The sequence below is a fragment of the bacterium genome (assembly GCA_035945995.1).
Classification (GTDB): domain Bacteria; phylum Sysuimicrobiota; class Sysuimicrobiia; order Sysuimicrobiales; family Segetimicrobiaceae; genus DASSJF01.
The window spans coordinates 1-21,562 of sequence record DASYZR010000117.1; the positions used below are offsets into that span (position 1 = coordinate 1).

Annotated in this window: 23 protein-coding genes; 19 read left to right on the forward strand and 4 right to left on the reverse strand. The window is 68.9% G+C overall.

All coding sequences use genetic code 11. The annotated features are described in order from the left end of the window. A partial coding sequence (locus VGZ23_13670) for a hypothetical protein (GenBank protein HEV2358635.1) occupies positions 1–323 on the reverse strand: 323 nt, incomplete at its 3' end. 118 nt (positions 324–441) lie between these two features. On the opposite strand from VGZ23_13670, the gene VGZ23_13675 reads away from it, so the two are divergent. The 6 genes from VGZ23_13675 to VGZ23_13700 all read left to right on the forward strand — a co-directional run bounded on the left by VGZ23_13675 (position 442) and on the right by VGZ23_13700 (position 5,310). Continuing rightward, positions 442–1,368: an ABC transporter ATP-binding protein gene (locus VGZ23_13675; protein HEV2358636.1), complete on the forward strand. Its 927-nt coding sequence runs from the start codon at positions 442–444 to the stop codon at positions 1,366–1,368. Continuing rightward, positions 1,361–2,146 (forward strand): ABC transporter permease, encoded by a 786-nt coding sequence (locus tag VGZ23_13680; GenBank protein HEV2358637.1) that lies wholly within the window; start codon positions 1,361–1,363, stop codon positions 2,144–2,146. Before VGZ23_13675 ends, VGZ23_13680 begins: the two co-directional genes overlap by 8 nt. An 18-nt stretch (positions 2,147–2,164) precedes the next feature. Further along, entirely contained in the window at positions 2,165–2,929 is a 765-nt protein-coding gene (locus tag VGZ23_13685) for a hypothetical protein (protein HEV2358638.1), read from the forward strand. Then, complete coding sequence (locus VGZ23_13690; GenBank protein ID HEV2358639.1) at positions 2,926–3,114, forward strand: hypothetical protein; 189 nt, start codon at positions 2,926–2,928, stop codon at positions 3,112–3,114. Before VGZ23_13685 ends, VGZ23_13690 begins: the two co-directional genes overlap by 4 nt. A 31-nt stretch (positions 3,115–3,145) precedes the next feature. After that, complete coding sequence (locus VGZ23_13695; GenBank protein ID HEV2358640.1) at positions 3,146–3,970, forward strand: GNAT family N-acetyltransferase; 825 nt, start codon at positions 3,146–3,148, stop codon at positions 3,968–3,970. A 446-nt stretch (positions 3,971–4,416) separates the two neighbouring features. Further along, a complete protein-coding gene (locus VGZ23_13700; GenBank protein ID HEV2358641.1) occupies positions 4,417–5,310 on the forward strand; it encodes an LLM class F420-dependent oxidoreductase in 894 nt (297 codons plus the stop codon). A gap of 34 nt (positions 5,311–5,344) precedes the next feature. On the opposite strand, the gene VGZ23_13705 is transcribed toward VGZ23_13700, so the two are convergent. From VGZ23_13705 to VGZ23_13715, 3 genes are read right to left on the reverse strand one after another with little or no spacing between them, the layout of a single operon-like run. Beyond that, positions 5,345–6,148: a methyltransferase domain-containing protein gene (locus tag VGZ23_13705; GenBank protein HEV2358642.1), complete on the reverse strand. Its 804-nt coding sequence runs from the start codon at positions 6,146–6,148 to the stop codon at positions 5,345–5,347. A gap of 7 nt (positions 6,149–6,155) precedes the next feature. Continuing rightward, on the reverse strand, positions 6,156–7,172 hold the full coding sequence (locus tag VGZ23_13710) for a TIGR03617 family F420-dependent LLM class oxidoreductase (GenBank protein ID HEV2358643.1): 1,017 nt from the start codon (positions 7,170–7,172) through the stop codon (positions 6,156–6,158). A 34-nt stretch (positions 7,173–7,206) separates the two neighbouring features. Then, positions 7,207–7,866, reverse strand: a complete 660-nt coding sequence (locus VGZ23_13715) for an MBL fold metallo-hydrolase (protein HEV2358644.1) — start codon at positions 7,864–7,866, stop codon at positions 7,207–7,209. A 322-nt stretch (positions 7,867–8,188) separates the two neighbouring features. Between VGZ23_13715 and lexA the strand changes: the two genes are divergently transcribed. The 13 genes from lexA to VGZ23_13780 form a co-directional block, all read left to right on the forward strand. Further along, the gene (gene lexA / locus VGZ23_13720; protein ID HEV2358645.1) at positions 8,189–8,818 is read left to right on the forward strand and encodes a transcriptional repressor LexA; all 630 of its coding nucleotides are present in this window, start codon (positions 8,189–8,191) and stop codon (positions 8,816–8,818) included. 262 nt (positions 8,819–9,080) lie between these two features. Continuing rightward, on the forward strand, positions 9,081–9,590 hold the full coding sequence (locus VGZ23_13725; GenBank protein HEV2358646.1) for a reverse transcriptase-like protein: 510 nt from the start codon (positions 9,081–9,083) through the stop codon (positions 9,588–9,590). Between the two features lie 80 nt (positions 9,591–9,670). Then, positions 9,671–10,216: a tetratricopeptide repeat protein gene (locus tag VGZ23_13730; GenBank protein HEV2358647.1), complete on the forward strand. Its 546-nt coding sequence runs from the start codon at positions 9,671–9,673 to the stop codon at positions 10,214–10,216. 81 nt (positions 10,217–10,297) lie between these two features. Further along, a complete protein-coding gene (trxA, locus tag VGZ23_13735) occupies positions 10,298–10,636 on the forward strand; it encodes a thioredoxin (protein ID HEV2358648.1) in 339 nt (112 codons plus the stop codon). A 288-nt stretch (positions 10,637–10,924) separates the two neighbouring features. Further along, complete coding sequence (locus tag VGZ23_13740) at positions 10,925–11,287, forward strand: MerR family transcriptional regulator (GenBank protein HEV2358649.1); 363 nt, start codon at positions 10,925–10,927, stop codon at positions 11,285–11,287. Next, positions 11,284–11,751: an Hsp20/alpha crystallin family protein gene (locus tag VGZ23_13745; GenBank protein HEV2358650.1), complete on the forward strand. Its 468-nt coding sequence runs from the start codon at positions 11,284–11,286 to the stop codon at positions 11,749–11,751. Before VGZ23_13740 ends, VGZ23_13745 begins: the two co-directional genes overlap by 4 nt. Before the next feature lie 131 nt (positions 11,752–11,882). Next, positions 11,883–13,820: a molecular chaperone DnaK gene (gene dnaK / locus VGZ23_13750; GenBank protein HEV2358651.1), complete on the forward strand. Its 1,938-nt coding sequence runs from the start codon at positions 11,883–11,885 to the stop codon at positions 13,818–13,820. Positions 13,821–13,856: 36 nt separating this feature from the next. Further along, positions 13,857–14,471, forward strand: a complete 615-nt coding sequence (locus VGZ23_13755; GenBank protein ID HEV2358652.1) for a nucleotide exchange factor GrpE — start codon at positions 13,857–13,859, stop codon at positions 14,469–14,471. A gap of 42 nt (positions 14,472–14,513) precedes the next feature. Next, positions 14,514–15,515: a DnaJ C-terminal domain-containing protein gene (locus tag VGZ23_13760; protein HEV2358653.1), complete on the forward strand. Its 1,002-nt coding sequence runs from the start codon at positions 14,514–14,516 to the stop codon at positions 15,513–15,515. A gap of 107 nt (positions 15,516–15,622) precedes the next feature. After that, the gene (gene clpB / locus VGZ23_13765) at positions 15,623–18,277 is read left to right on the forward strand and encodes an ATP-dependent chaperone ClpB (GenBank protein HEV2358654.1); all 2,655 of its coding nucleotides are present in this window, start codon (positions 15,623–15,625) and stop codon (positions 18,275–18,277) included. Positions 18,278–18,379: 102 nt separating this feature from the next. Further along, positions 18,380–19,837, forward strand: coding sequence for a fused MFS/spermidine synthase (locus tag VGZ23_13770; protein ID HEV2358655.1), 1,458 nt, complete (start codon positions 18,380–18,382; stop codon positions 19,835–19,837). Between the two features lie 14 nt (positions 19,838–19,851). Next, positions 19,852–20,073: a DUF951 domain-containing protein gene (locus VGZ23_13775; protein ID HEV2358656.1), complete on the forward strand. Its 222-nt coding sequence runs from the start codon at positions 19,852–19,854 to the stop codon at positions 20,071–20,073. A 215-nt stretch (positions 20,074–20,288) separates the two neighbouring features. Beyond that, positions 20,289–21,562, forward strand: a 1,274-nt coding sequence (locus VGZ23_13780) for a sensor domain-containing diguanylate cyclase (protein HEV2358657.1), incomplete at its 3' end; no start/stop codon positions are given.

Below are 21,562 nucleotides of genomic sequence, written 5' to 3' on the forward strand. Positions count from 1 at the left end.
AACCGCGTCACGATTTCCTGGGGAGTCGGGGTGTTGACCCCGCCGGTATCGCCGACCGCGTGAAAGACCAGCCGGCCGGATTGCCCGATGGTTTGCATCGCGGCGTCGGTCAGCACGGCGCGGAGCGGCAGACGGAACGGCGGCAGGCCGGTCGGCGCCGGCAGATCCTGCCAGGGCTGCGACGTGGAGGGGCTGATGATCGTGTGGAAGCCGGGCGGCAGCCGGTCGATGTGGAACGTTCGGCCGCCGCGACCCTGGCCGGGATGAGTCTTGGCTGCCGGGTCGCGCTGGACGATGTGCGCGGCTCGCTTCGCCCTGGTCATGTGACTCCCCCCCCGTGTCACTTCACTCGTACCGCAAGGGTACCATGACTCGAAGCGCAAGGCTGTGACCGAATTCATAGCGGGTGGAACGGGTGAACGCACGGAAGGGACGGGCCGGATGTCGACTGCGTTGCTCGAGGTAGAAAATCTCGTCAAGGACTTCGGCCGGTTCCGGGCCGTGGATCATGTGTCCTTCGCCATCCCGAAAGGCCGGATCGTCGGCCTGCTGGGGCCGAACGGCGCCGGCAAGACGACCACGATTCACATGCTGCTCGGCATCACCACGCCGACCGCGGGGCGCATCGTCTATTTCGGCCGGCCGTTCGCCACGCACCGCCAGGCCTGTCTCCAGCGCATCAACTTCGCCTCATCCTACAACACCCTCCAGGGCCGGATCACGGTATGGGAAAATCTGATTGTCTTCGGCCACCTCTACGGGCTCCGGCGCCCCGACGAGAAGATCCGGACCCTGGCCGCCTACTTCGAGGTCACGCCGCTGCTGGACCGGCGGTACTGGGATCTGTCCATGGGCCAGCGGACGCGGGTGAACCTCATCAAAGCGCTGCTGAACGACCCCGAGCTCATCCTGATGGATGAACCGACGGCCGCGCTGGATCCCGACATCGCGGACAAGACGCTCTCGCTCATCGAAGAGATCCGCCGCACCGCCGGTGTGTCGATTTTGTACACGAGTCACCGCATGGCCGAGGTCACCCGGATCTGTGACGAGGTGATCTTCCTCGACCGCGGGCGCATCTTCGCGCAGGACACACCGCTCGGGCTCACCAAGCGGATTCGCTCGGCGCAGCTCCGGCTCACCGTGGAGGGCGATCGCGACACGATCGCGGCGTTCCTCACTGGCCGGGCGCAGGGCTTCCGGTTCACCCAGGACCACCGCGTGGTGATCGACACCACGGAGCAGCGGATTCCCGAGCTGATCTTCGGCCTCAGCGAGCGCGGCGTGTGGATTACCGACATCGAGGTGGAGAAGCCGACGCTCGAGGACGTCTTTCTGAAAATCGCCCGGGGGGACGCGGATGTCTGAGCGGTTGAAGGCGGTCCTGCTCCAGGAAGTGTTCATTACGCGGCGATCGCTCGAGATCATCGTGGATCTGTTCTACACGTCCCTGATCACGGTTGTCGTCTTCGGGTTCGTCTCGGGGTTTCTGACCGGCGTGCTCAATCCCAACACGGGATCGTACCTGATCCTCGGGATGCTGCTGTGGGACGTCATCCGCGTAAACCAGTACTCCGTCACGGTCGGCGGCCTCTGGAACATCTGGTCGCACAACCTGAGCAACATGTTCGTGGCACCGCTGTCGCTCGCGGAGTACGTCGTCGCCCAAATCCTGTCGGGACTCCTCAAGACGCTCGTGATCTTCGCGATGATCTCGGCGATCGCCGCGGCCGCCTTCCATTTCGAGATCTGGCGGGTCGGCGCCGTCAACCTGGCGCTCTTCTTCGTCAACCTGACGGTGTTCGCGTGGGCGGTCGGCCTGGTGCTGCTCGGCATCGTGTTCATGATCGGCACGCGGATCCAGGCGCTCGCGTGGGGCGCCGTGTTTCTGTTCCAGCCGCTGACCGCGGCGTTCTTCCCGCTGCGCGTGCTGCCGCCGGCTGCGCGCGCCGTGGCGTACGGGATTCCGCCCACCTGGGTCTTCGAGGCGGCGCGCCGCGCGCTCGCCGACCCGTCGGTCGACTGGCGCTCCACGGCCATCGCGCTCGCCGAAAATATGCTGTATCTTGGGGTTGGCATCCTGGCGTTCCGCGCGATGTGGGCGCGGTCGCGCGAAACCGGGCAATTTGCCCGCAGCGAGGGATAGACGAGGAACGCGGCACCGATGACGTGGGTCTTTTTGGTCCTGGCGACGTTTCTCGCGTCGGCGGTCGAGGCGGTCGAGGCCCTCACGATCGTGCTGGCGCTCGGCGTCACCCGCGGGTGGCCCTCGGTCCGTCTCGGCATGGCCGCGGCGGGCGCCGCACTCGCCCTATTGGTCGCCGCGCTCGGTCCGGGATTGCGTATGATCCCGATCGACGCCCTCCGGCTCGTGGTCGGTGCATTCCTCCTGGTGTTCGGCCTCCAGTGGCTGCGGAAGGCAATCTTAAGAGCGGCCGGGTTCAAGGCGCTGCACGACGAGGACGCGATCTATAAGCGCCAGGTGCATGACGCGTTGGCCGCCGGCGACGCGCCGCCGGCCGGCGTCGATTGGTACTCGTTTACGGTCTCGTTCAAAGGGGTCTTCCTGGAAGGGGTCGAGGTCGTCTTCATCGTCCTCACGTTCGGCAGCGCGCACGGCAACCTGCCGCTGGCGATCGGGGGCGCGGCCGCCGCCGTCGTCCTGGTCTCGGTGACCGGGCTGCTCGTCCACCAACCGCTCAGCCGCGTGCCGGAAAACGCGATGAAGTTCGCGGTCGGTCTGATGCTCACGACGTTCGGGATCTTCTGGGCCGGCGAGGGCATCGGGATCGACTGGCCGGGGGCGGATGCCGCGATCCTTGCGATCCTGACGTTTCTAACCCTGTACAGCCTCGTCCAGGTGAGATGGCTGAGCCCCCGGGCTTCGCGGGCCGCGGCCGCGGCCACACCCGATGGGGGATCCTCATGAGCTATCTTGCGGGGTTCCTCGCGTTCTGGAAGGATCTGCTCATCGGCGACGACTGGACGGTGGCGACGGGCGTCGTCGTGGCCCTGGCGATCGGGGCGGTGCTGGCCCACGCGTCGATCCTGGCATGGGTCTGGCTCCCGCTTGCGGTGGCCGCCGTCCTGACCGGGTCGCTGCGTCGGGCCTGAAGCCGCGCTCCGGAGCGATCAGTCGCCGAGCATGACGCCTGCGGAGATCCTCGCCCGCTTCGACGCGGAGATGCGCATCGACCCGCCGCCCCGGCCCGGGGTCCAATACGAGCGTGTTGGAAACGTCGTCCGCGGATTCGGCACCTGGCACGCGGTCGTCTTTGCACGGCTGACGTCCGCGAATGCGGACGCGGCCATCGCCGAACAAGTGGCCTTCTTTCACGCGATCGCGAACACCGCGGGCGCCCGCGCGATCGAGTGGAAGGTCTACGGCCACGACACCCCCGCCGATTTGGGATCCCGGCTCTCGGCGGTCGGGTTTGAGCCGGATGAACCCGAGACGCTGATGGTGTTGGACCTTGCCGCGCCACCGCGCGCCGGCGATGCCGGCGCGGAGTTAAGCGACGCCACGGCAACGCCGCTCGGGATCGACATCCGCCGCGTCACCGGCGCGGCCGGACTCGCCGATCTGATCGCCGCGGGCAGCGCGGCGTTTGGCCGTAGCGAGGCGGAGCAGATGGCGCGAATCGGTCGTGAACTGAGCGCGCGCCTGGGCGATCCCGCGCTCAGCCTCCACGTCGCCTATGCGGCCGGCCGGCCGGTTGCCGGCGCCCGCCTGGAGTGTCCGCCGGAGCGGTCGTTCGCCGGATTGTGGGGCGGCGGGACGATCCCGGAGTACCGTGGCCGCGGCATCTACCGCGCGCTCGTGCAGACCCGCGCGCAGGAGGCCCGCCGGCGGGGGTATCGCTACCTCCGGGTCGATGCGCGCGAGACGAGCCGGCCGATCCTGGAACGGCTCGGATTCGTCTCGCTGACGCGGATCATCGAGTGGAGGTTGGCGCTCCCGCCTCAGTGACGGGCAGAGTGAAGGGCCCGCCGCGTCTAATCGTCTTCTCCTCCACGCTCCGCACGAACTTCCCGCTCGGGCGGAGGTGCGGAAATTTCTTCCGTGAGAACGATGGCGCTGCCGCCGCCGAGCCGCGCCGAATCGTGGAGATGATAGACCGACACGATCGCGTCACCGATGCGCGGCGATTCAGCCGGTCCCAGTTCATGATCTGATCGAGTTGGATCTCCTCTTGTCCGATCACGCTCACCACCACGCTGTAGCCCAGCGCCGCCGCCGCGAGATGCGCGAGCATCGTGGACGCCGCGATGCTCTGCACCAGAATGCGCTCGGCGTTGACCCTGTAGCGGCGGTCGGTCTCGGGCCGCCGGCGACCCCTCGGACGGCCGCCGCTCCCGGCCGGCGCGGCGCCGCACCGGAGGGAATCGCGCCCGCACGGTACGAACAGCCAGGACATGAAAATTGGCGTCGTGTTTCCGCAAATCGAAATCGGTGCCGACCCGGCCGTCGTGCGCGACTACGCGCAGGCCGCGGAGTCGCTCGGCTACGATCACCTCCTGATCTACGACCACGTGGTCGGCGCGAACACCGCGAGCCGGCCCAAGTGGACGGGGCCCTACACGAGCGCCCACAGTTTCCACGAGCCGTTCGTGGTCTTCGGGTACATCGCGGCATGCACGCAGCGCCTCGAGCTGGTGACGGGCGTGATCATCCTGCCGCAGCGGCAGACCGTCCTCGTGGCCAAGCAGGCGGCCGAGGTGGATGTCCTGAGCGGTGGGCGGCTCCGGCTTGGGATCGGGGTCGGATGGAACGATGTCGAGTACGAGGCGCTGGGCACGGACTTTCACACCCGCGGTGCGCGCTCCGTCGAGCAGATCAAGGTCATGCGGGCCCTATGGACCCAGGAGTCCGTCACCTTCGAGGGACGGTGGCACCGCATCCCGGACGCCGGCATCAATCCGCTCCCCGTGCAGCGGCCGATTCCGCTGTGGATCGGCGGGGAGTCCGACGTGGCGCTGCGCCGCGCGGCCCGCGTGGCGGACGGCTGGATGTCGAGCCGGACGATTCAGGCCCCGGGTCAACAGCCGGCGGCAGAGCCGCGCCGCGAGCATCAGGTCGAACGGCTTCGCGCGCACCTCGGCGCGGCGGGCCGCAGTCCAGGTACCTTCGGCATCGAGGGACGCGCCGCGATCCGGCAGGGCGGACCGGAGGAGTGGCGCCTTCAGGTCGATCAGTGGAGGAAACTCGGGGCCACGCACCTCAGCGTGGACACGATGCGTGCGGGTCTATCGACGCCGCGGGCCCACATCGACGCGATCCGGCGTTTTCACGAGGCCGCCGTCGAGTAAGCCTGTCGCGGACCGACCGCCAGCCCGGACGCGCCTACCGCCGGACCGCGACGACCTCGAGGTACTCCGATGGGATGATGATCGTGCCGTCCTGGGCGCGATTGTGCCGGCGCACGATGGCCAAGAGATCGCGCTCGAAGGCCTCCCGCTGCGCGCCGTCCATCGCCTCGATGGCCTTGCGGGTGGGACCCGAGTACTTGCGGCGCTGCTCGAGCCACGTCTCTTCAGAGGCTGAGCGCATCGTCGAGTGGCGCACCGTCGTCTGGAGCGAGGCGACCCCCGATCCCAGCAGTTCCCTGAGCCGGTCCTCTATGCCCCACAGAACGGCCGGCCGAAGCCCGGGCGGAGGCGGCGCATAGCGGGCCGTAGCGGCAAAGATCTGTCCCATGAACCCGGCCGGAGTCCAGTTCGCCAGGCCGATCCTACCGCCGGGCCGGCAGACCCGCAGCAGCTCCCGCGCCGCGCATTCCTGATCCGGCGCGAATATGACGCCGAATGTGGAGAGGACGACGTCGAACGTCCGGTCGTCGAAGGGAAGGCGCTCGGCGTCCGCCTCGCAGAACGTGATCGACAGCCGCTCGGCCGCCGCCCGCTCCTCTCCGCGCGCAAGGAGCGCGGGGACGAAGTCGATACCGGTCACTTGGCCGCCGCGGCGGGCCGCCGCCAGCGCCGCATTGCCGCTGCCCGTCGCGACGTCGAGCACCGCCTGTCCAGGATGAATGTCCACGGCCTCACAGAGCAGCTCGCCCACAATCAGATGCGCGGTCAAGATGACGGAGAAATCGCCGTCGGCCCACGCCTGCTGCTGACGCTGCTTGATGGCGCTAAGATCGCTCATCGCGGAGTCACCCCTCGTGGAATGCCCGCACCATGCGGGCCCAGCCGGCCCGATCCGCGAGCGTGAACGGCCAGTACGAGGCGACGCGGTCGAGGAGACCCGCGTAGCGCGCGCGGAGCTGGTGGCCGATCTCGTCGTACGTCCCGCGGATGACGATCGCATCGAGGAGGCCGTCCGGCACCTGCCCGGCGATCTCGCCCATGCGGCCCTGGCTGACCATCTGGCGGAGGCGATCGGCGACGTCGGCGTAGCCGACGATCTCGAGGAGCAAGCGGTACGTCGGTGTCGAGCCGTAGAAGGCGATCCGGGCCCGCGCCCGCGCGAGCGCCGCCGCGCGTTCATCCGGGGTCTCACCGGGGGCGATGATAACCGGCGCATATAATTGAAGATCCGCGCGCGGGCGGCCCGCTTTGGCGAGCCCCTCGGCGAGGTGCGGCAGCACGAACTCGCGCAGGTAGGTGACCGAGTGAATCGGGTGCAGGATGAAGCCGTCGGCCACCTCGCCCGCGAGCCGGCAGAGCACCTCGTTTACGCCGGCGATGAGAATCGGCACCGTGGACTGCGCGTTCGGGCCGGGATTGAAGAACGGGCCCATCAGGTTCAGGTTGTAGTACTTGCCCTGGACCCGCAGCGGCGCCCCGTCCTGCCACGTCCGCCAGATCGCCCGCACCGCGTGCACGTACTCCCGCAGCTTGGGAGCCGGCGGATCCCAGGGCATGCCGAACCGTCGCTCGATGTGGGCTCGCACCTGCGTGCCCAGGCCGAGCAGCAGACGGCCGTTCGACAGGCGGGCGACGTCCCAGGCCGTCTGCGCGGTCAGCATGGGGCTCCGGGAAAACGCGACCGCGATGCCGGTCCCGAGCTCGAGTCGCGACGTGTGGAGGGCGGCGATCCCCAACGTGAGGAACGGATTGTGCTTGGTGTCGTTCGCCCAGATCCCGGCGAATCCGATCTCCTCGGCGGCCCGGGCCACCCCCGGGACCTCCGTCAGCGCGTCCATGGCGAGCGCGCAGTCGAGCTTCACCGGCGTCCTCGCAGGCGCTGCTCGTTGCGTCCGGCTACTTCCAGGCCATCACCCACACTTCGCGGGTCTTCGGAAGGTGATCGCGGTCGACGGTGACGGTGTGGCCCACGTTCTTCGTCGCGCCGATCACGCCGAGGAAGTTATCGATCGCCCCGATCGGCCAGCCGGCGTTGACTTCGGTCTTGTAGTGCATCGGGATCACGACCTTGGGCTGCAGCTGATCGATCACCTGCTTCGCCTGCGCCGCGTCGATCGTGTAATGCCCGCCGACCGGAATCATGACGATGTCCGGATGGCCGATGGGGGTCGTCTGGGAGTGATCGAGCAGGTGGCCGAGATCCCCGAGGTGGACGACGCGCAGACCCTCGGCCTCGAGGACAAACACGGTGTTGCGGCCGCGCTGAGAACCCTCTGTGTCATCGTGGTAGGTCGGCACCGATGATACGGTGATCGTGCCGACGGGTTGCTTGACGATCGTGCGCCAATCGCCGTCGGCCAGACCACGAACGACCTGTGGCTTCCCCGTGGCCATGGCGACGTTGGTGTGATCATCATGCTCGTGGCTGACGAGCACCGCGTTCGCCTCGACCGACGGGATCGGGTATCCCACCTTCGCATCGTAGGGGTCGATGAGCAACCGGGTCCCATCCGCGTCTACGAGGAACGTCGCGTGTCCAAGATAGGTGATCTGCATCCGCGTCCTCCCTTCGCGTGCACCGGAACGGGAAATGACCTGCGGAGTGGTGTGACCGGGGCACCGCGTGGCTTGCCCCGGCCTTCGATGCGGGCGGCGCGGTGGTCCTTCCTACAAACGCCGTCTATCGCGGGGCGCTCTGGCCCCGGCAGTCTCTGTCAGGCAACGATCGGCCTCGAAATTCAATGAAATACCGAGATTTCCGAGAATCAACCGCCTCAACCGCATTTATACGTACATATGTTCGATTTATTTCTCCTTGTTTACCGTACATTAGTTCGCTATTTTGAAGGAGGAAGGTATGATCTTGCGGAGGTGGTGGATGAAGCGCAATGGCGGCCTGACCCCCCGGCAGCAGCAGATTCTGGATTACCTAGTGAAGGCGATCCAGGACAAGGGTTACGCCCCATCCGTCCGTGAGATCGGCGACGCGCTCGGCCTCAGCTCCCCGTCGACGGTTCATCAGCACCTCACCGCCTTGGAAGGAAAGGGCTTCGTTCGCCGCCACGGCGACCGGATGCGGGCGCTCGAGGTCGTCGATAAGACCCTCATCCACGATGGAGACGCCGTTCGGCTGCCGCTCGTCGGCCGTGTGTCCGCCGGCAGCCCGGTGCTGGCCGAGGAGCAGGTCGAGGATCGGATCGAAGTCCCTCGCCGCCTCGTGGGCGACGTGCGCGACTGCTTCTTGCTGCGGGTGCGCGGGGACAGCATGATCGGCGCCGGGATCATGCCCGGCGACGTCGTGATCGTACGCCGGCAGCGGACCGCCTCATCGGGTGACATCGTGGTAGCCATGCTCGACGACGAGGCGACGATCAAGCGGTTGGCCACGTTGGACGGCGTGCCGGTTCTGAGGCCGGAAAACGCCGCCTACCAGCCGATCTGCGCCGCGTTCGAAATCGCCGGCCGCGTCATCGGACTGATGCGCGCCTACCAGGCGGTGCGCGGATGATGCTACGGGTGACGCGCCGTCGTGCGGCCGACCGCTGGCGTGCCGTACTGCCGGCACCGACAAGGCACAGCGGCGCAGGCCATCACAGAAGCGCCCGGCCTCTTCGCATCTCTCGTGCGGCGGCCACCCGTCCGGTGCCCCGCACCTGGTGGCGCCGGCTTACGGACGACCGGGAATTCGTCGGCGCAAAGGTGCTGGTACTCGCGGCGCTCCTCGCCCTCACCGCCGTGCTGGAATGCGCCGTGTAGAGGAGGTGGCGGCCATGGCCATGCTGCAGCTCACTGAACCGCGGACGTCGGCGAAGCTCAAGGTCATCCATGCGTACGTCGCCGCCGCGGAGCCCCTGGACGGGCGGAGCGGCATGGGCGTGGTCTTCGTGGACGCGCAGGGCCGGGTGCTCAAGCGGATCGGCCGGGCCCTCCCCGGCGTTGAGTCCCAGGGCCTCGCCGCCTTCCGCGGGATCCTCTATGCGCTGTGGAATTCGCGGCGTTTCGGCGTTCGCCACGTCATCGTCCACAGCGACACGCCGGTTGTCGTCGCGCAGGTCAACGGGGACCGCGAAGTGGAAGACCGGCTCGTGGGCCCGTACCTCGAAGTGCGCGCGCTGCTCCATGCCTACCGGCAGGCGCGCGTGCTCGCGGACCGGTCCGCCTGGGGCCGCGAGGCCGCCGCGATCGCCGCCGCCGCACTCCAGCACCATACGGACGACGTCGTGGAGGACGATCTGCCGCTGTGGTCTGAGGAGCCCGCCCGCCCGGCTTCGTCCAACTAACCGCGCTCGCCGGCCATTGGCCGTACCGCGCGGGCAGGGTCGGGCCCTCGCGGACCCGCCGTGTGCTATGATCGTGCACTGTGAGCACCAAGGACCCGTCTCCCTTCATCGCACAGGGTGACGAACGCCGCGCGGCGGGTGATCTCGGCGGCGCACTGGAGGCCTTCACACAGGCGGTCGCGGCCGCGCCGTCGTCGGCGCAGGCGCACAACAAGCTCGGGACGGCATACGTCGACCTGCAGCGGTGGGATGACGCGTTCGGTGAGTTTTCAAAGGCCGCGCAGTTGGATCCACGGTACGCTCCGGCGCACAGCAATCTCGGCAACGTGTACCGGGAGCGCGGACGGCTCGACGAGGCGGTGACCTGCTATCAGCGCGCGATCGCGGTGGATCCGGACTACTGGATCGCGCATCAGAACCTCGGCATCGTGTACAAGCAGCAGGGCCGGATCGGCGACGCGGTCCGGGAGTTCAAGACCGCGACCCGGCTGTCGCTGCGCGCCCCGGCGGGCGGCGAGGTGGCGGCGTCGGGCCGGGGCGCCCGGGCCGGGCGGCCGGGGTGTCTCGGCGCCGGCGGCGCGGCGGTGCTCATTGCGATGGCGCTGGCGACCGCGGCGCGACGGTGAGTGTGTGGGACCCCGGGAATAAATTCCCCCCGGGCCGGGTTCTACTGAAACGTCGACCCGAAAGGGAGGAAGGAGCGCGGAATGGCGGGCAAGACGGAAGCAGTGACGGAACAGACCTTCGATGCGGATGTCATCAAGTCCCCGACGCCGGTCCTCGTAGATTTTTGGGCGGAGTGGTGCGGACCGTGCAAGATGATCGCCCCGATCGTCGAGGAACTCGCGGGCGAGTACGAGGGCAGGCTGCGGGTGCGGAAGCTGGACGTCGATGAGAACGGCACCGTCGCCGCGCGCTACAGCATCATGAGCATCCCGACCCTCGGCGTTTTTCGCGGCGGTGAGCTGATCGAGCGAATTGTCGGCTACATGCCGAAGGAACAGCTCCGGCGGCGGATCGACGCGGCGCTGGCATCACGCGTTTAGCCGGCGTCCCACCCGCGCACCGCGGCTGAAGGCGGCTTTATCGTTGGACCGGTCGGCCGGGCTCCGTTTGGGGGCCCGGCCGTCGCGCTTCCACGCGGACATGCTCAGCGGTGTGCTCCCAGACTTGACAATTATGTTGTAAAGAGTCTTGACACATGGTTTCGTAGCTGTTATTCTACTTTCGGATCAAAGATCCGGGATATACCAAGTGAAACTTGGCGCCGAATGGCTGGAGTGAAGAGTGGTAGGAAGGGCGGGGCCAAGTCGCATCAGAGGAGCGTGCCGACCGTGAAGGAACGCGCCCCGGACATGCCGGTGTATGTCATCAGCATCGCGGCGGATTTGCTGGGGTGTCATCCGCGGACGCTCCGCATCTACGAGGAGCGGGGGTTGGTGTCACCGTTCCGCCGGCACCGCATCCGTTTGTACTCGGAACGGGACATCCAGCGGGTCCGGATGATCCGCTATCTGATCGAGGAACGGGGCCTGAACCTCGCGGGGGTGCGGCTGGTGCTGGAAATGCAGGAGCATTACCACGAGGAGATGACGTGGGTGTTCGACAGTCACGAAGGGCCGGGCCGGATAGAAGACGGCGCGGCGATACAGTCCGCGGCCGAGAGGGCACGCGGCAGAGGAGGACGATCGCGATGAGCAGCATCATCCGTTGGGATCCGTTTGAGGAAGTGGGCACGTTCAGCCGGGCAGTGGACCGGCTGTTCGACGACGTGCTGCTGGCAGGGCGTCGCCCGGGGCGGACGGCGCAGAACGGCCGGCCGGCCGCCGCGTGGGCGCCCGCGGTGGAGATGTACGAAACGGGCGACGAGGTCGTAGTGCGCGCCGAGATGCCGAACGTCGACCCGTCGAACGTGGACGTCACCGTGACCGATGAGGCAATTACGATCAAGGGCACGGCGCGCCAGGAAGAGGAGAAGAAGGACCGGTCCTACTACCGGCGCGAGCTCCGGTACGGGGCGTACGTCCGCACGCTGCCGCTGCCGGCCGAGGTCAAGAGCGGCGACGCCAAGGCGACCTACAAGGACGGCGTGCTGGAAGTGAAGATTCCGAAGTCGGAGCGGGCTAAGCCGACCTCGGTGAAGGTCCAGGTCGCGTCCTAACGCGATAGCGCGGCACGAGCCGGCGGGGCCGGGCCTGCGGCGTGAGCCAAGACCTGGCCCCGCCGCGGCGGCCCGGCATACGGAAGCATACGGACAGGGCGGCGCAGGGCGCCGCCGGAAGGAGCGTTCAGATGGCAAAGGTTGTGGGGATCGATCTCGGCACCACCAACTCCGTGATCGCGGCGATCATCGGCGGCGAGCCGACGGTCATCGCGAACGCGGAAGGGAGCCGGCTGACGCCCTCGGTGGTCGGCTTCACCAAGTCCGGAGAGCGGCTGGTCGGCCAGATGGCGCGCCGCCAGGCGATCCTCAATCCGGAAAATACGGTGTCCTCGATCAAGCGGTTCATGGGCCGCCGGTACAACGAGGTGGAGTCGGAGCGCCGGATCGTGCCGTACAAAGTCGAGGAAGGCAAGGCCGGCCTGTCGCCGGCGGGGGGCGCCGCGGTCGTCAACATTCCGGCCGCCGGCAAGACCTTCACGCCCGAAGAGATCTCGGCGATGATCCTCCAGAAGCTCAAGACCGATGCCGAGACCTACCTCGGCGAGAAGATCGAGGGCGCGGTGATTACGGTGCCCGCGTACTTCAACGACGCGCAGCGGACCGCCACCCGAAACGCCGGCGAGATCGCCGGGCTCAAAGTGCTGCGGATCATCAACGAGCCGACGGCGTCCGCGCTGGCGTACGGCCGGGCGCTGGAGGAGAAGCACGCCAAGACGATCCTGGTCTTCGACCTGGGCGGCGGCACATTCGACGTCTCGATTCTGGAGATCGGCGAAGGCGTGTACGAGGTCAAGGCGACGAACGGCGACACGCACCTCGGCGGGGACGATTTCGACGAGCGGATCGTCAACTGGCTCGCCGACGAGTTCAAGAAGCAGCAGGGGATCGATCTGCGCCAGGACCGCCAGGCGCTCCAGCGGCTGCGCGAGGCGGCCGAGCGGGCGAAGATCGAGCTGAGCACGGTCGTCCAGACCTCCATCAACCTGCCGTTCATCACGGCGGACGCGACGGGGCCGAAGCACCTCGATATGACCCTCTCGCGCGCCAAGTTCGACGAGCTCACCGCGGACCTGGTCGAGCGGTGCATCGGCCCGTTCAAGCAGGCGCTCGCGGATGCCAAGATGAGCGAGAAGGACCTCAACGAGGTGATCCTCGTCGGCGGCGCGACCCGCATGCCGAGCGTCCAGGAACTGGTGCGCCGGCTCACCGGCAAGGAGCCGAACAAGGAAGTGCACCCGGACGAGGTCGTCGCGGTCGGCGCGGCGATCCAGGCCGGCGTGCTCGCCGGGGACGTGCGGGAGGTGGTGCTGCTGGACGTGACCCCGCTCTCGCTCGGCATCGAGACACTCGGCGGGGTGGACACGATCCTGATCCCGCGCAACACGACGATTCCGACGCGGAAGACGGAAACGTTCAGCACCGCGGAGAACGGCCAGACCGCGGTCGACATCCACGTCATGCAGGGCGAGCGGCCGATGGCGCGCGACAACCGGACCCTCGGCAAGTTCCAGCTCGACGGGATCCCGCCGGCGCCGCGCGGCGTGCCGCAGATCGAAGTCACGTTCGACATCGACGCCAACGGCATCCTGAACGTCGCGGCGAAGGACAAGGCGACCGGCCGCGAGCAGTCGATCAAGATCACCGGAACCGGCACGCTCGACAAGGCCGAGGTCGACCGCCTGGTCAAGGACGCCGAGGCACACGCCTCGGAGGACCAGCGCCGGCGCGAGGAGGCGGAAGTCAAGAACCGCGGCGACGCGCTGGCCTACCAGACGGAGCGGATGCTCAAGGAAGTCGGCGACAAAGTGCCGGCCGATGACCGCGCCAAGGTGGAGCAGGCGCTCAACGAGCTCAAGGAGGCGGTCAAGAGCGGCGACGCCGACCGCATCAAGCGGGCCACCGAGACGACGGAGCAGGCGAGCTACAAGCTGGGCGAAGAGATGTACAAGCGTCAGACGGCCGGCGCGGGCGCCGGAGCAGGCACGGCCGGCGGGCAGCCGGGCGGCGGCGGGCAGGGCGGCGACGACGTGATCGACGCGGAATTCAAACCGTCCGACAAGTCGTAACCCGCCGCGCCGCGGCGCGGTCGACTGAGGTGTGAGATGACGATGGAACACGAGGCGCGGCGCGAGGAGCCGGCCGCGGAAGCCGGGGAGGCACGGCCGGAGACCTCGCGCGCGGACGCCACGGATGAACTCGACGGGCTCTCGATGGAGGACCTGCGGACTCGGGCGCGCCAGGCGCGCGACGAAGCGCGGCGGAACTGGCAGCAGTTTCTGCACTCCGCCGCGGACTTGGAGAACTACAAGAAGCAGGCGGCGCGAGACCGGCAGGACGCGATCGAACGGACGCGGCGGCAGATGCTGAACCTCGTTTTGGGCGTCGTCGACAATCTGGAGCGGGCGATGGCATTCGGTGGCGCGCAGGACGGGCCGGCGAAGTCGCTGCTCGACGGACTCCGGATGACGCACCGGCAGATTCTCGAGCAGCTGCGGGCCATCGGCGTCCGCCCGATCGAGGTGGCCGGTACCTTGTTCGACCCCCGGTTGCACGAGGCGGTTGCCGTGGTACCCTTTGAGCAGGCACAGCGACCGGCCGGAACCATCGCCGGCGAGGTGCTGAAGGGCTACTTCTTGAACGACGACGTTCTGCGGCCGGCGAAGGTCGCCGTCGTCGGCGGCGAGGCCGATCAAGAGCACCGCGAGGACGGCCGGTAGGATCCGGCGTGTCGCGGCCGTCCCCGCCTGGAGCGGCCAACCATGGAGTTCAAGGATTACTACAAAATCCTCGGCGTGCCGAGGACGGCAGACGAGAAGGCGATCCGCCAGGCGTTCCGGCGGCTCGCGCGGCAGCACCATCCCGACGTCAACCCCGGCGACAAGAAGGCCGAGCAGCGCTTCAAGGAGATCAACGAAGCCTACCAGGTCTTAAATGATGCCGAGCGCCGGGCGAAGTACGATCAGGTGCTGGAGCTGCGGGAGCACGGCGGCGGATGGGAAGAGATCCTTCGCGGCGCGGGGGCCGGGGCCGGACAGGACGGCGGCACGTTCCGCGTCTACACCAGCGGCGACCCCGGACAGTTTAGCGAGTTCTTTGAGCAGCTCTTCGGCGGCCTTGGCGCCGGCGGGTTCGGCGAGGGAATCTTCGGGCCGGGCACGCGCCGCGGCCGGTCACGGACTGCGGGTGGGGGCGGCGGCGTAAATCTCGAAGACCTGCTGCGGCAACAGCAAGGCGCGCCGGCACCGGCTGGGGACGTCGAGGGCACCGTCGCGATCACCCTCGAGGAAGCGTTCCACGGCACCCGGCGCACGGTGACGGTGCCGGCGGACGGCGCACGGCCCGCGCGCTCGCTCGACATCACGATCCCGGCAGGAGTCCGGAGCGGCCAGCGCGTCCGTGCCGCCGGAGGCGGTCACGGCGGCGACCTGTACCTCCGCGTGGAGGTGCTGCCGCACCCGATCTTCACGCGGGACGGCGACGACATCATCTGCTCGGTCGCGGTCCCGGTCTGGACCGCCGCCCTCGGCGGCGAGGTCCAGGCCCCGACGCTCGGCGGGCCGGTCACCGTGAAGATTCCGCCGGGGACGCGCGACGGCCAGATCTTCCGGCTGCGCGGCCGCGGGATGCCCCGCGTCCGGGGCGGCGGCGCCGGCGACGAGATGGCGCGCGTGCGGCTCGTGCTGCCGCAGCCGCTGACGGACCGCGACCGGGAGCTGTTCGAAGAGATGCGGCGGCTGCACGAGGCCACCGCAAAAACCTAGCAAACGTGCCGGAGACCGGCTCAAATTAAGATGTCCCGGGATCCCCTCGAATTCGCAGCGGTCCGGCGAATGCTCGGGGCGGAATAGCGAGGCGACCGACCATGGCGATGCGATTTGACAAGTTTACGGAGAAGGCCCAGGAGGCGATCATCGGCGCCCAGGCCCTGGCGCGCGAGCACCACCACGGCCAAGTCGAGGCCGAGCACCTGTTGGGGGCGCTGCTGCAGCCGACGGACGGCGTGCCCGTCGCGATTCTGACGCGTCTCGGCGCGAACGCGGCATCGCTGCGCACGGCGGTCGAGCAGGCGCTGGCACAGACGCCCAAGGTCTACGGACAGGGCGACGAGCCCGGCCTCGGGGCGTCGCTGCGGCGCGCGCTCGAGAGCGCCCAACAGGAGGCGCAGCGGCTGACCGATGAGTACGTCAGCACGGAGCACCTGCTGCTGGGCGTCGTGGCCGATCGCGGTACCGGGGCGGGACGGCTGCTCGCGCAGGCGGGGATCGATCGGGAGAAGATCTACGCGGCGCTGCAGGCGATCCGCGGCGGCCAGCGCGTCACCGACGCGTCCCCGGAGTCCAAGTACCAGGCCCTGGAACGGTACGGGCGCGACCTGACCAAGATGGCCCGCGAGGGCAAACTGGACCCGGTGATCGGCCGGGACGAGGAGATCCGCCGCGTCATTCAGGTGCTGGCCCGCCGCACCAAGAACAACCCGGTCCTGATCGGCGATCCGGGCGTGGGCAAGACGGCCATCGTCGAAGGCCTCGCCGAGCGGATCATCCGCGGCGACGTCCCCGATACCCTCAAGCGCAAGCGCGTCGTGCAGTTGGACCTGGGGGCGCTGATCGCCGGCGCGAAGTACCGCGGCGAGTTCGAAGACCGCCTCAAGGCCGTGCTCCGCGAGGTGACGGAGAGCGCCGGCGACATCGTGCTGTTCATCGACGAGCTGCACACCGTCGTCGGCGCGGGCGCGGCCGAGGGAGCCATGGACGCCAGCAACATGCTGAAGCCGATGCTGGCCCGGGGCGAGCTGCACGCGATCGGCGCGACGACGCTCGACGAGTACCGCAAGCACATCGAGAAGGACCCCGCGCTCGAGCGGCGGTTCCAGCCGGTGTTCGTCGACGAGCCGAGCGTCGAGGACACGATCTCCATCCTCCGCGGCCTGAAGGAGAAGTACGAGGTCCACCACGGCGTGCGCATCACCGACGGCGCCGTGATCGCCGCGGCCACGCTGTCCAAGCGCTACATCACCGAGCGGTTCCTGCCGGACAAGGCGATCGACCTGATCGACGAAGCGGCGAGCCGGCTCAAGATGCAGATCGACAGCAAGCCGGCCGCGCTCGACGAGGCCGACCGGCGGATCATGCAGCTCGAGATCGAGCGCGAGGCCCTGCGGCGGGAGACCGACCCCGCCTCGCGTGAGCGCCTCGACGGGATCGAGCGCGAGATCGCCGGCCTGCGCGAGCAGAGTCAGGCGCTGCGCGCCCGCTGGGATCAAGAGAAGGCCGTGATCGCCGAATTGCGCGCCACCCGGCAGAAGATCGACGAGACGCGCGTTCAGATCGAGCAGGCCGAGCGGGCCGCGGACCTCGAGCGGGCCGCGCGCCTGCGCTACGCCACGATGCGCGAGCTCGAGGAGAAGCTCAAGGCCCAGGAGGCGAGCCTCGCCGCCCTCGGCGAGGGACGGCTCCTCAAGGAAGAAGTCGACGCGGAGGACATCGCCGAGGTCGTGAGCCGCTGGACCGGGGTGCCGGTGACGCGCCTCATGGAAGGCGAGATGCAGAAGCTCGTCCACCTCGAGGACCGGCTGCACGAACGGCTGGTGGACCAGGAAGAGGCCGTGCGCGCCGTGGCCGACGCGATCCGCCGGTCCCGCGCCGGGCTGGCCGACCCGCGCCGCCCGATGGGGTCGTTCCTGTTCCTCGGGCCGACCGGCGTCGGCAAGACCGAGCTGGCGCGGGCGCTCGCGGCGCTGCTCTTCGACAGCGAGGACGCCATGGTGCGGATCGATATGTCGGAATACATGGAAAAGCACACCGTGAGCCGCCTCGTCGGGGCCCCGCCCGGCTACGTCGGCTACGAGGAGGGCGGGCAGCTCACGGAGGCGGTCCGCCGCCGGCCGTACCGCGTCATCCTGTTCGACGAGATCGAGAAGGCCCACCCGGACGTGTTCAACGTGCTGCTGCAGCTGCTCGACGACGGCCGCCTCACGGACGGCCACGGCCGGACCGTGGATTTCCGGCAGTCGATCGTCATCATGACGAGCAACCTCGGCGGCCAGTATCTCCGCAACCTGGACCCGGACGACGTGGCCGCGTTCGAACTGGTGCGGGTGCAGATCCAGGAGGAGCTGCGGCGCACGTTCCGGCCCGAGTTCCTCAACCGAATCGACGAGACGATCGTGTTCCGTCCGCTGAGCCGCCGCGACCTCGAGCAGATTGTGGGCCTGCAACTGGCGACGCTGGCCGCACGCCTCGCCGGCCTTCGCATCACCCTGGAGGTGACGCCGGCGGCGCGCGCGCTGTTGTCGCAGGAAGGCTACAATCCCGATTTCGGCGCCCGGCCGCTCAAGCGGCTGATCCAGCGCAGCATCGAGAATCCGTTGAGCCGGCACCTGCTCGCGGGCGAGTTCGGCGAAGGCGACACGGTCGTCGCCGACGCGCAGGGGGCCGAGATCGTGTTGAGGAAGGCCACTCCCGTGCCGGCCGACCCTGAGCCTGCGGCGCGAGCCAGGGCGCGCCGGCCACCAGGTAATTGACGCCGGCGAAGCGGTAGGGCCGGCCGCGGCCGGCTTCGAACCGGACCGGCGGCGAAGGAGCGGTCGCGCATCCTCGAACTCATCGTCTTTACGAGCGGCGGCGTGCTGCTCGCCCTCGAGATCGTGGCGAGCCGCGTCGTCGCGCCGTATTTCGGGAACTCCGTCTACGTCTGGGGCAGCCTGATCGGCATCTTCCTGGCGGCCCTCAGCCTCGGCTACTATCTTGGCGGCCGCGTGGCAACGTGGCGGCCTCAGCCGGGGCCGTTCCTGGCGCTGGTCCTCGCCGGGGGCGCCGCGACGTACCCGATCCCCCATTTCGCCGATGCCGTGCTGGGGGCGCTCGCCGCGCGCGACCTGGGCCCGCGGGCGGGACCGCTGCTCGGCAGCGCCGCGCTCTTTTTCGTGCCGGCCGTCCTCATGGCGACCGTGTCGCCGTACGCGGTCCGCCTCAAGGCCCGCTCGGTCGAAGGCGTCGGCAACGTCGCGGGGGTGCTCTACGCGCTCAGCACGCTCGGCAGCATCGCCGGGACGCTGCTCGCGACGTTTGTCCTGATCTCGTGGCTGGGCGTCCGGTCGATCATCGAGGTGCTCGGCGCGATCGAAATGGCGCTCGCGGTGCTCGGGTTCGTCTGGGCGCGGCGCGCCGTGCCGGCCGCCATGACGGCGGGTACGCTCGCCGTCGTCGCCGCGCTCGCGTCCGGGGCGCCGCCGGACGGCCCCGACATCGTCTACGCGCGCGATACCGTCTATCACCGAATCACCGTCAGCGACGAAGGGGCAATCCGGTACCTTCGCCTGGACCGGTACTGGCAAAGCGCCCGCGACCGCGCCGCGCCGCTCAGCACGGTCTTCTCGTATACGGACTACCTGCATCTGCCGCTTGTTTTGGTGCCGCATCCAAAGCGCGTCCTGTTCGTGGGCATGGGCGGCGGCACCGCGCCGGCCCGGTTCTACCACGACTATCCCGAAGTCACCATCGACGTCGTGGAACTCGATCCGGCCGTCGCCGACACGGCGGTGCGGTTCTTCGCCCTGCCGCGGGGACCGCGTCTCGCCGTGCACGTGGAGGACGGGCGCCTGTGGCTGCGGCGGACCGCCGCCCGGTACGACATCATCATCCTCGACGCGTACCTGATCGACACGATCCCGTTCCACCTCGCGACGCGGGAGTTCTATGAGGAGGCGGCCGCGCGTCTCGCCCCCGGAGGGGCCGTGGCGGCGAACGTTATCGGGGCGATCCGCGGACCGCAGAGTCGGCTCTTCCGCGCGATCGACAGGACGATCGCCTCCGTGTTCCCGGCGGTCTACGTCTTTCCCGTGGACGGCGACGCCGGCGACGCGCTCCAGAACATCATCGTCGTCGGGTCGCAGGGGCCCCGGCTCGACGCGCGGACCGTGACGGCGCGGGCGGCCGCGGCGGCGGCGTCCGGACGGGTGACCATCGCCGACCTGGCCCGGGATGCGGCGACGCTCCTCGCACCCCCGATCGACACCGCGGATGTGCCGCTGCTGACGGACGACTTCGCGCCGACCGATCTCCTGGCGGCACCGGCCCGGTAAGCCGGCCCGTTTCGATGGCGATCGTCAAACTCACGCTCGGCGACGTCGTCCGCACCCGCAAGGCCCACCCCTGCGGCGGCGATCAATGGGAGGTCGTCCGGCTCGGCGCGGACATCGGCCTCCGGTGTCTGCGGTGCGACCGCAAGGTGCTGATGCCGCGGCCCAAACTCGAGCGGCGGATTCGCGAATTTGTCCGCCGAGGGCCGGAGGGCTCCCGCACGTCCGAAGCACCGTGAACTGGGGCACAACCTGTTCTGTTCGGAAGGAACGGTCGCCAAGTCGGCGTAGACGTATCGTGGACGCGTTGCCCGCAGGTCTCGTGGGAGTCCTGTCGCGCAATTGTTGCCGCAACCCTAGGCCGGAGTTTGTGTAACCTGACGCCGATAAGGACGGCCCGACACGGAGTGACGCCTTCCACGACCGGTCTCGCGTCATCCGGCCCGCGCTGACCGTGGCCGCGAACGCGCGATCGTCGCCGGCCTCCCGCGGACAGCTGCAGCGTGAGCTCGATGACGCGCAGCGGCGCGTGGAAGAGCTGTCCCGGCTGCATCGGGTCCTGGCCCGCGTGACGACGGCGCTGCGCCCCGACGAGCTGTGCGAAACGCTCGTCGACGAATTGCATACGACCCTGGGTTACCCGCTCGTCGCGCTGATGATGCTGACGGAGGACGAGGCCGCCCTGCGCGTCGTCAGCCGGCGCGGGTACGTGGGCGACGTGCCGGCGCTTGTCCCCGTCGGGGAGGGCATCGTCGGCCGCGCCGCCCGCACCGGCACTGCGGTGCTCGTCGAGAACGTCGCCGCCGATGCGGCTTATCTCCTGGCGGATCCGCGGGTCTGCCAAGAGGCGTGCGTCCCGATCCTGGTGGACGGACGGGTCTACGGCGTCATCAACATCGAAGCCACGCAGCCGGTCCTCGGCGCCGCCGACATCGAGCTCCTGACGGCGCTCGCCGGCGGGGTCTCCGTCGCGCTCCGCAACTCCGTCTTGTTTGGGGAACTGCAGTCGGCGCGGGACGAACTCCAGGCGCTCCATGAGGCCGCGCACGCGCTGGGCGCCTCCCTCGAGCTGTCCGCGGTGCTCGAGTCGCTCGTCTCCGTGACGTGCCGCCGGTTCGGCTACGACCGCAGCGCCATCCTCTTGCCCGACGACCACGGAGACCTGCGCGTCCGGGCCGCCTCCGGATCCGGTCAGGCAGCCGGAACGCTGATCCCGCGGTGGGACGGGGTGGAAGGCCGGGCGGCGCAGGACCGGCAACCCGTGATGGTGACCGCGGTGGACGGCGGCGCGCTGCCCGCCACGCTGGCGATCCCGCTGGTCCGGGACGACCGCGTCATCGGCGTCTTCAGCGTCGGGACCCGGGATCCCGAGCGGCTCGGCGGACGCGCCCGGAACACGCTCACGACGCTCGCGGAGTACGCCCTGGTCGCGATCGAGAACGCCCGGTTGTACGAGCAGACTCGACACCAGGCCGCCACGGACAGTCTGACCGGCCTTGCGAACCACCGGGCCTTCATCCAGGGGCTGGATCAGGAACTCGAGCGATGCCGGCGGTACACCCTGCCGCTCGCGCTGGTCATGATCGAGATCGACCGCTTCAAACGGTACAACGACGCCTACGGACACCTCCGCGGCGATGAAGTGCTGCGCCTGGTGGCCCGCACGATGGAGCGGGAACACCGCCGCCAGATCGACGTGGTGGCCCGCTACGGCGGCGACGAGTTCAT

Excerpts from the sequence above, each read along its gene's own strand:
- VGZ23_13675 (HEV2358636.1), top strand. The coding sequence starts at position 442 with ATGTCGACTGCGTTGCTCGAGGTAGAAAATCTCGTCAAGGACTTCGGC.
- VGZ23_13680 (HEV2358637.1), top strand. The coding sequence starts at position 1,361 with ATGTCTGAGCGGTTGAAGGCGGTCCTGCTCCAGGAAGTGTTCATTACG.
- VGZ23_13685 (HEV2358638.1), top strand. The coding sequence starts at position 2,165 with ATGACGTGGGTCTTTTTGGTCCTGGCGACGTTTCTCGCGTCGGCGGTC.
- VGZ23_13690 (HEV2358639.1), top strand. The coding sequence starts at position 2,926 with ATGAGCTATCTTGCGGGGTTCCTCGCGTTCTGGAAGGATCTGCTCATC.
- VGZ23_13695 (HEV2358640.1), top strand. The coding sequence starts at position 3,146 with ATGACGCCTGCGGAGATCCTCGCCCGCTTCGACGCGGAGATGCGCATC.
- VGZ23_13700 (HEV2358641.1), top strand. The coding sequence starts at position 4,417 with ATGAAAATTGGCGTCGTGTTTCCGCAAATCGAAATCGGTGCCGACCCG.
- VGZ23_13705 (HEV2358642.1), bottom strand. The coding sequence starts at position 6,148 with ATGAGCGATCTTAGCGCCATCAAGCAGCGTCAGCAGCAGGCGTGGGCC.
- VGZ23_13715 (HEV2358644.1), bottom strand. The coding sequence starts at position 7,866 with ATGCAGATCACCTATCTTGGACACGCGACGTTCCTCGTAGACGCGGAT.
- lexA (HEV2358645.1), top strand. The coding sequence starts at position 8,189 with ATGAAGCGCAATGGCGGCCTGACCCCCCGGCAGCAGCAGATTCTGGAT.
- VGZ23_13725 (HEV2358646.1), top strand. The coding sequence starts at position 9,081 with ATGGCCATGCTGCAGCTCACTGAACCGCGGACGTCGGCGAAGCTCAAG.
- trxA (HEV2358648.1), top strand. The coding sequence starts at position 10,298 with ATGGCGGGCAAGACGGAAGCAGTGACGGAACAGACCTTCGATGCGGAT.
- VGZ23_13745 (HEV2358650.1), top strand. The coding sequence starts at position 11,284 with ATGAGCAGCATCATCCGTTGGGATCCGTTTGAGGAAGTGGGCACGTTC.
- dnaK (HEV2358651.1), top strand. The coding sequence starts at position 11,883 with ATGGCAAAGGTTGTGGGGATCGATCTCGGCACCACCAACTCCGTGATC.
- VGZ23_13755 (HEV2358652.1), top strand. The coding sequence starts at position 13,857 with ATGACGATGGAACACGAGGCGCGGCGCGAGGAGCCGGCCGCGGAAGCC.
- VGZ23_13760 (HEV2358653.1), top strand. The coding sequence starts at position 14,514 with ATGGAGTTCAAGGATTACTACAAAATCCTCGGCGTGCCGAGGACGGCA.
- clpB (HEV2358654.1), top strand. The coding sequence starts at position 15,623 with ATGCGATTTGACAAGTTTACGGAGAAGGCCCAGGAGGCGATCATCGGC.
- VGZ23_13775 (HEV2358656.1), top strand. The coding sequence starts at position 19,852 with ATGGCGATCGTCAAACTCACGCTCGGCGACGTCGTCCGCACCCGCAAG.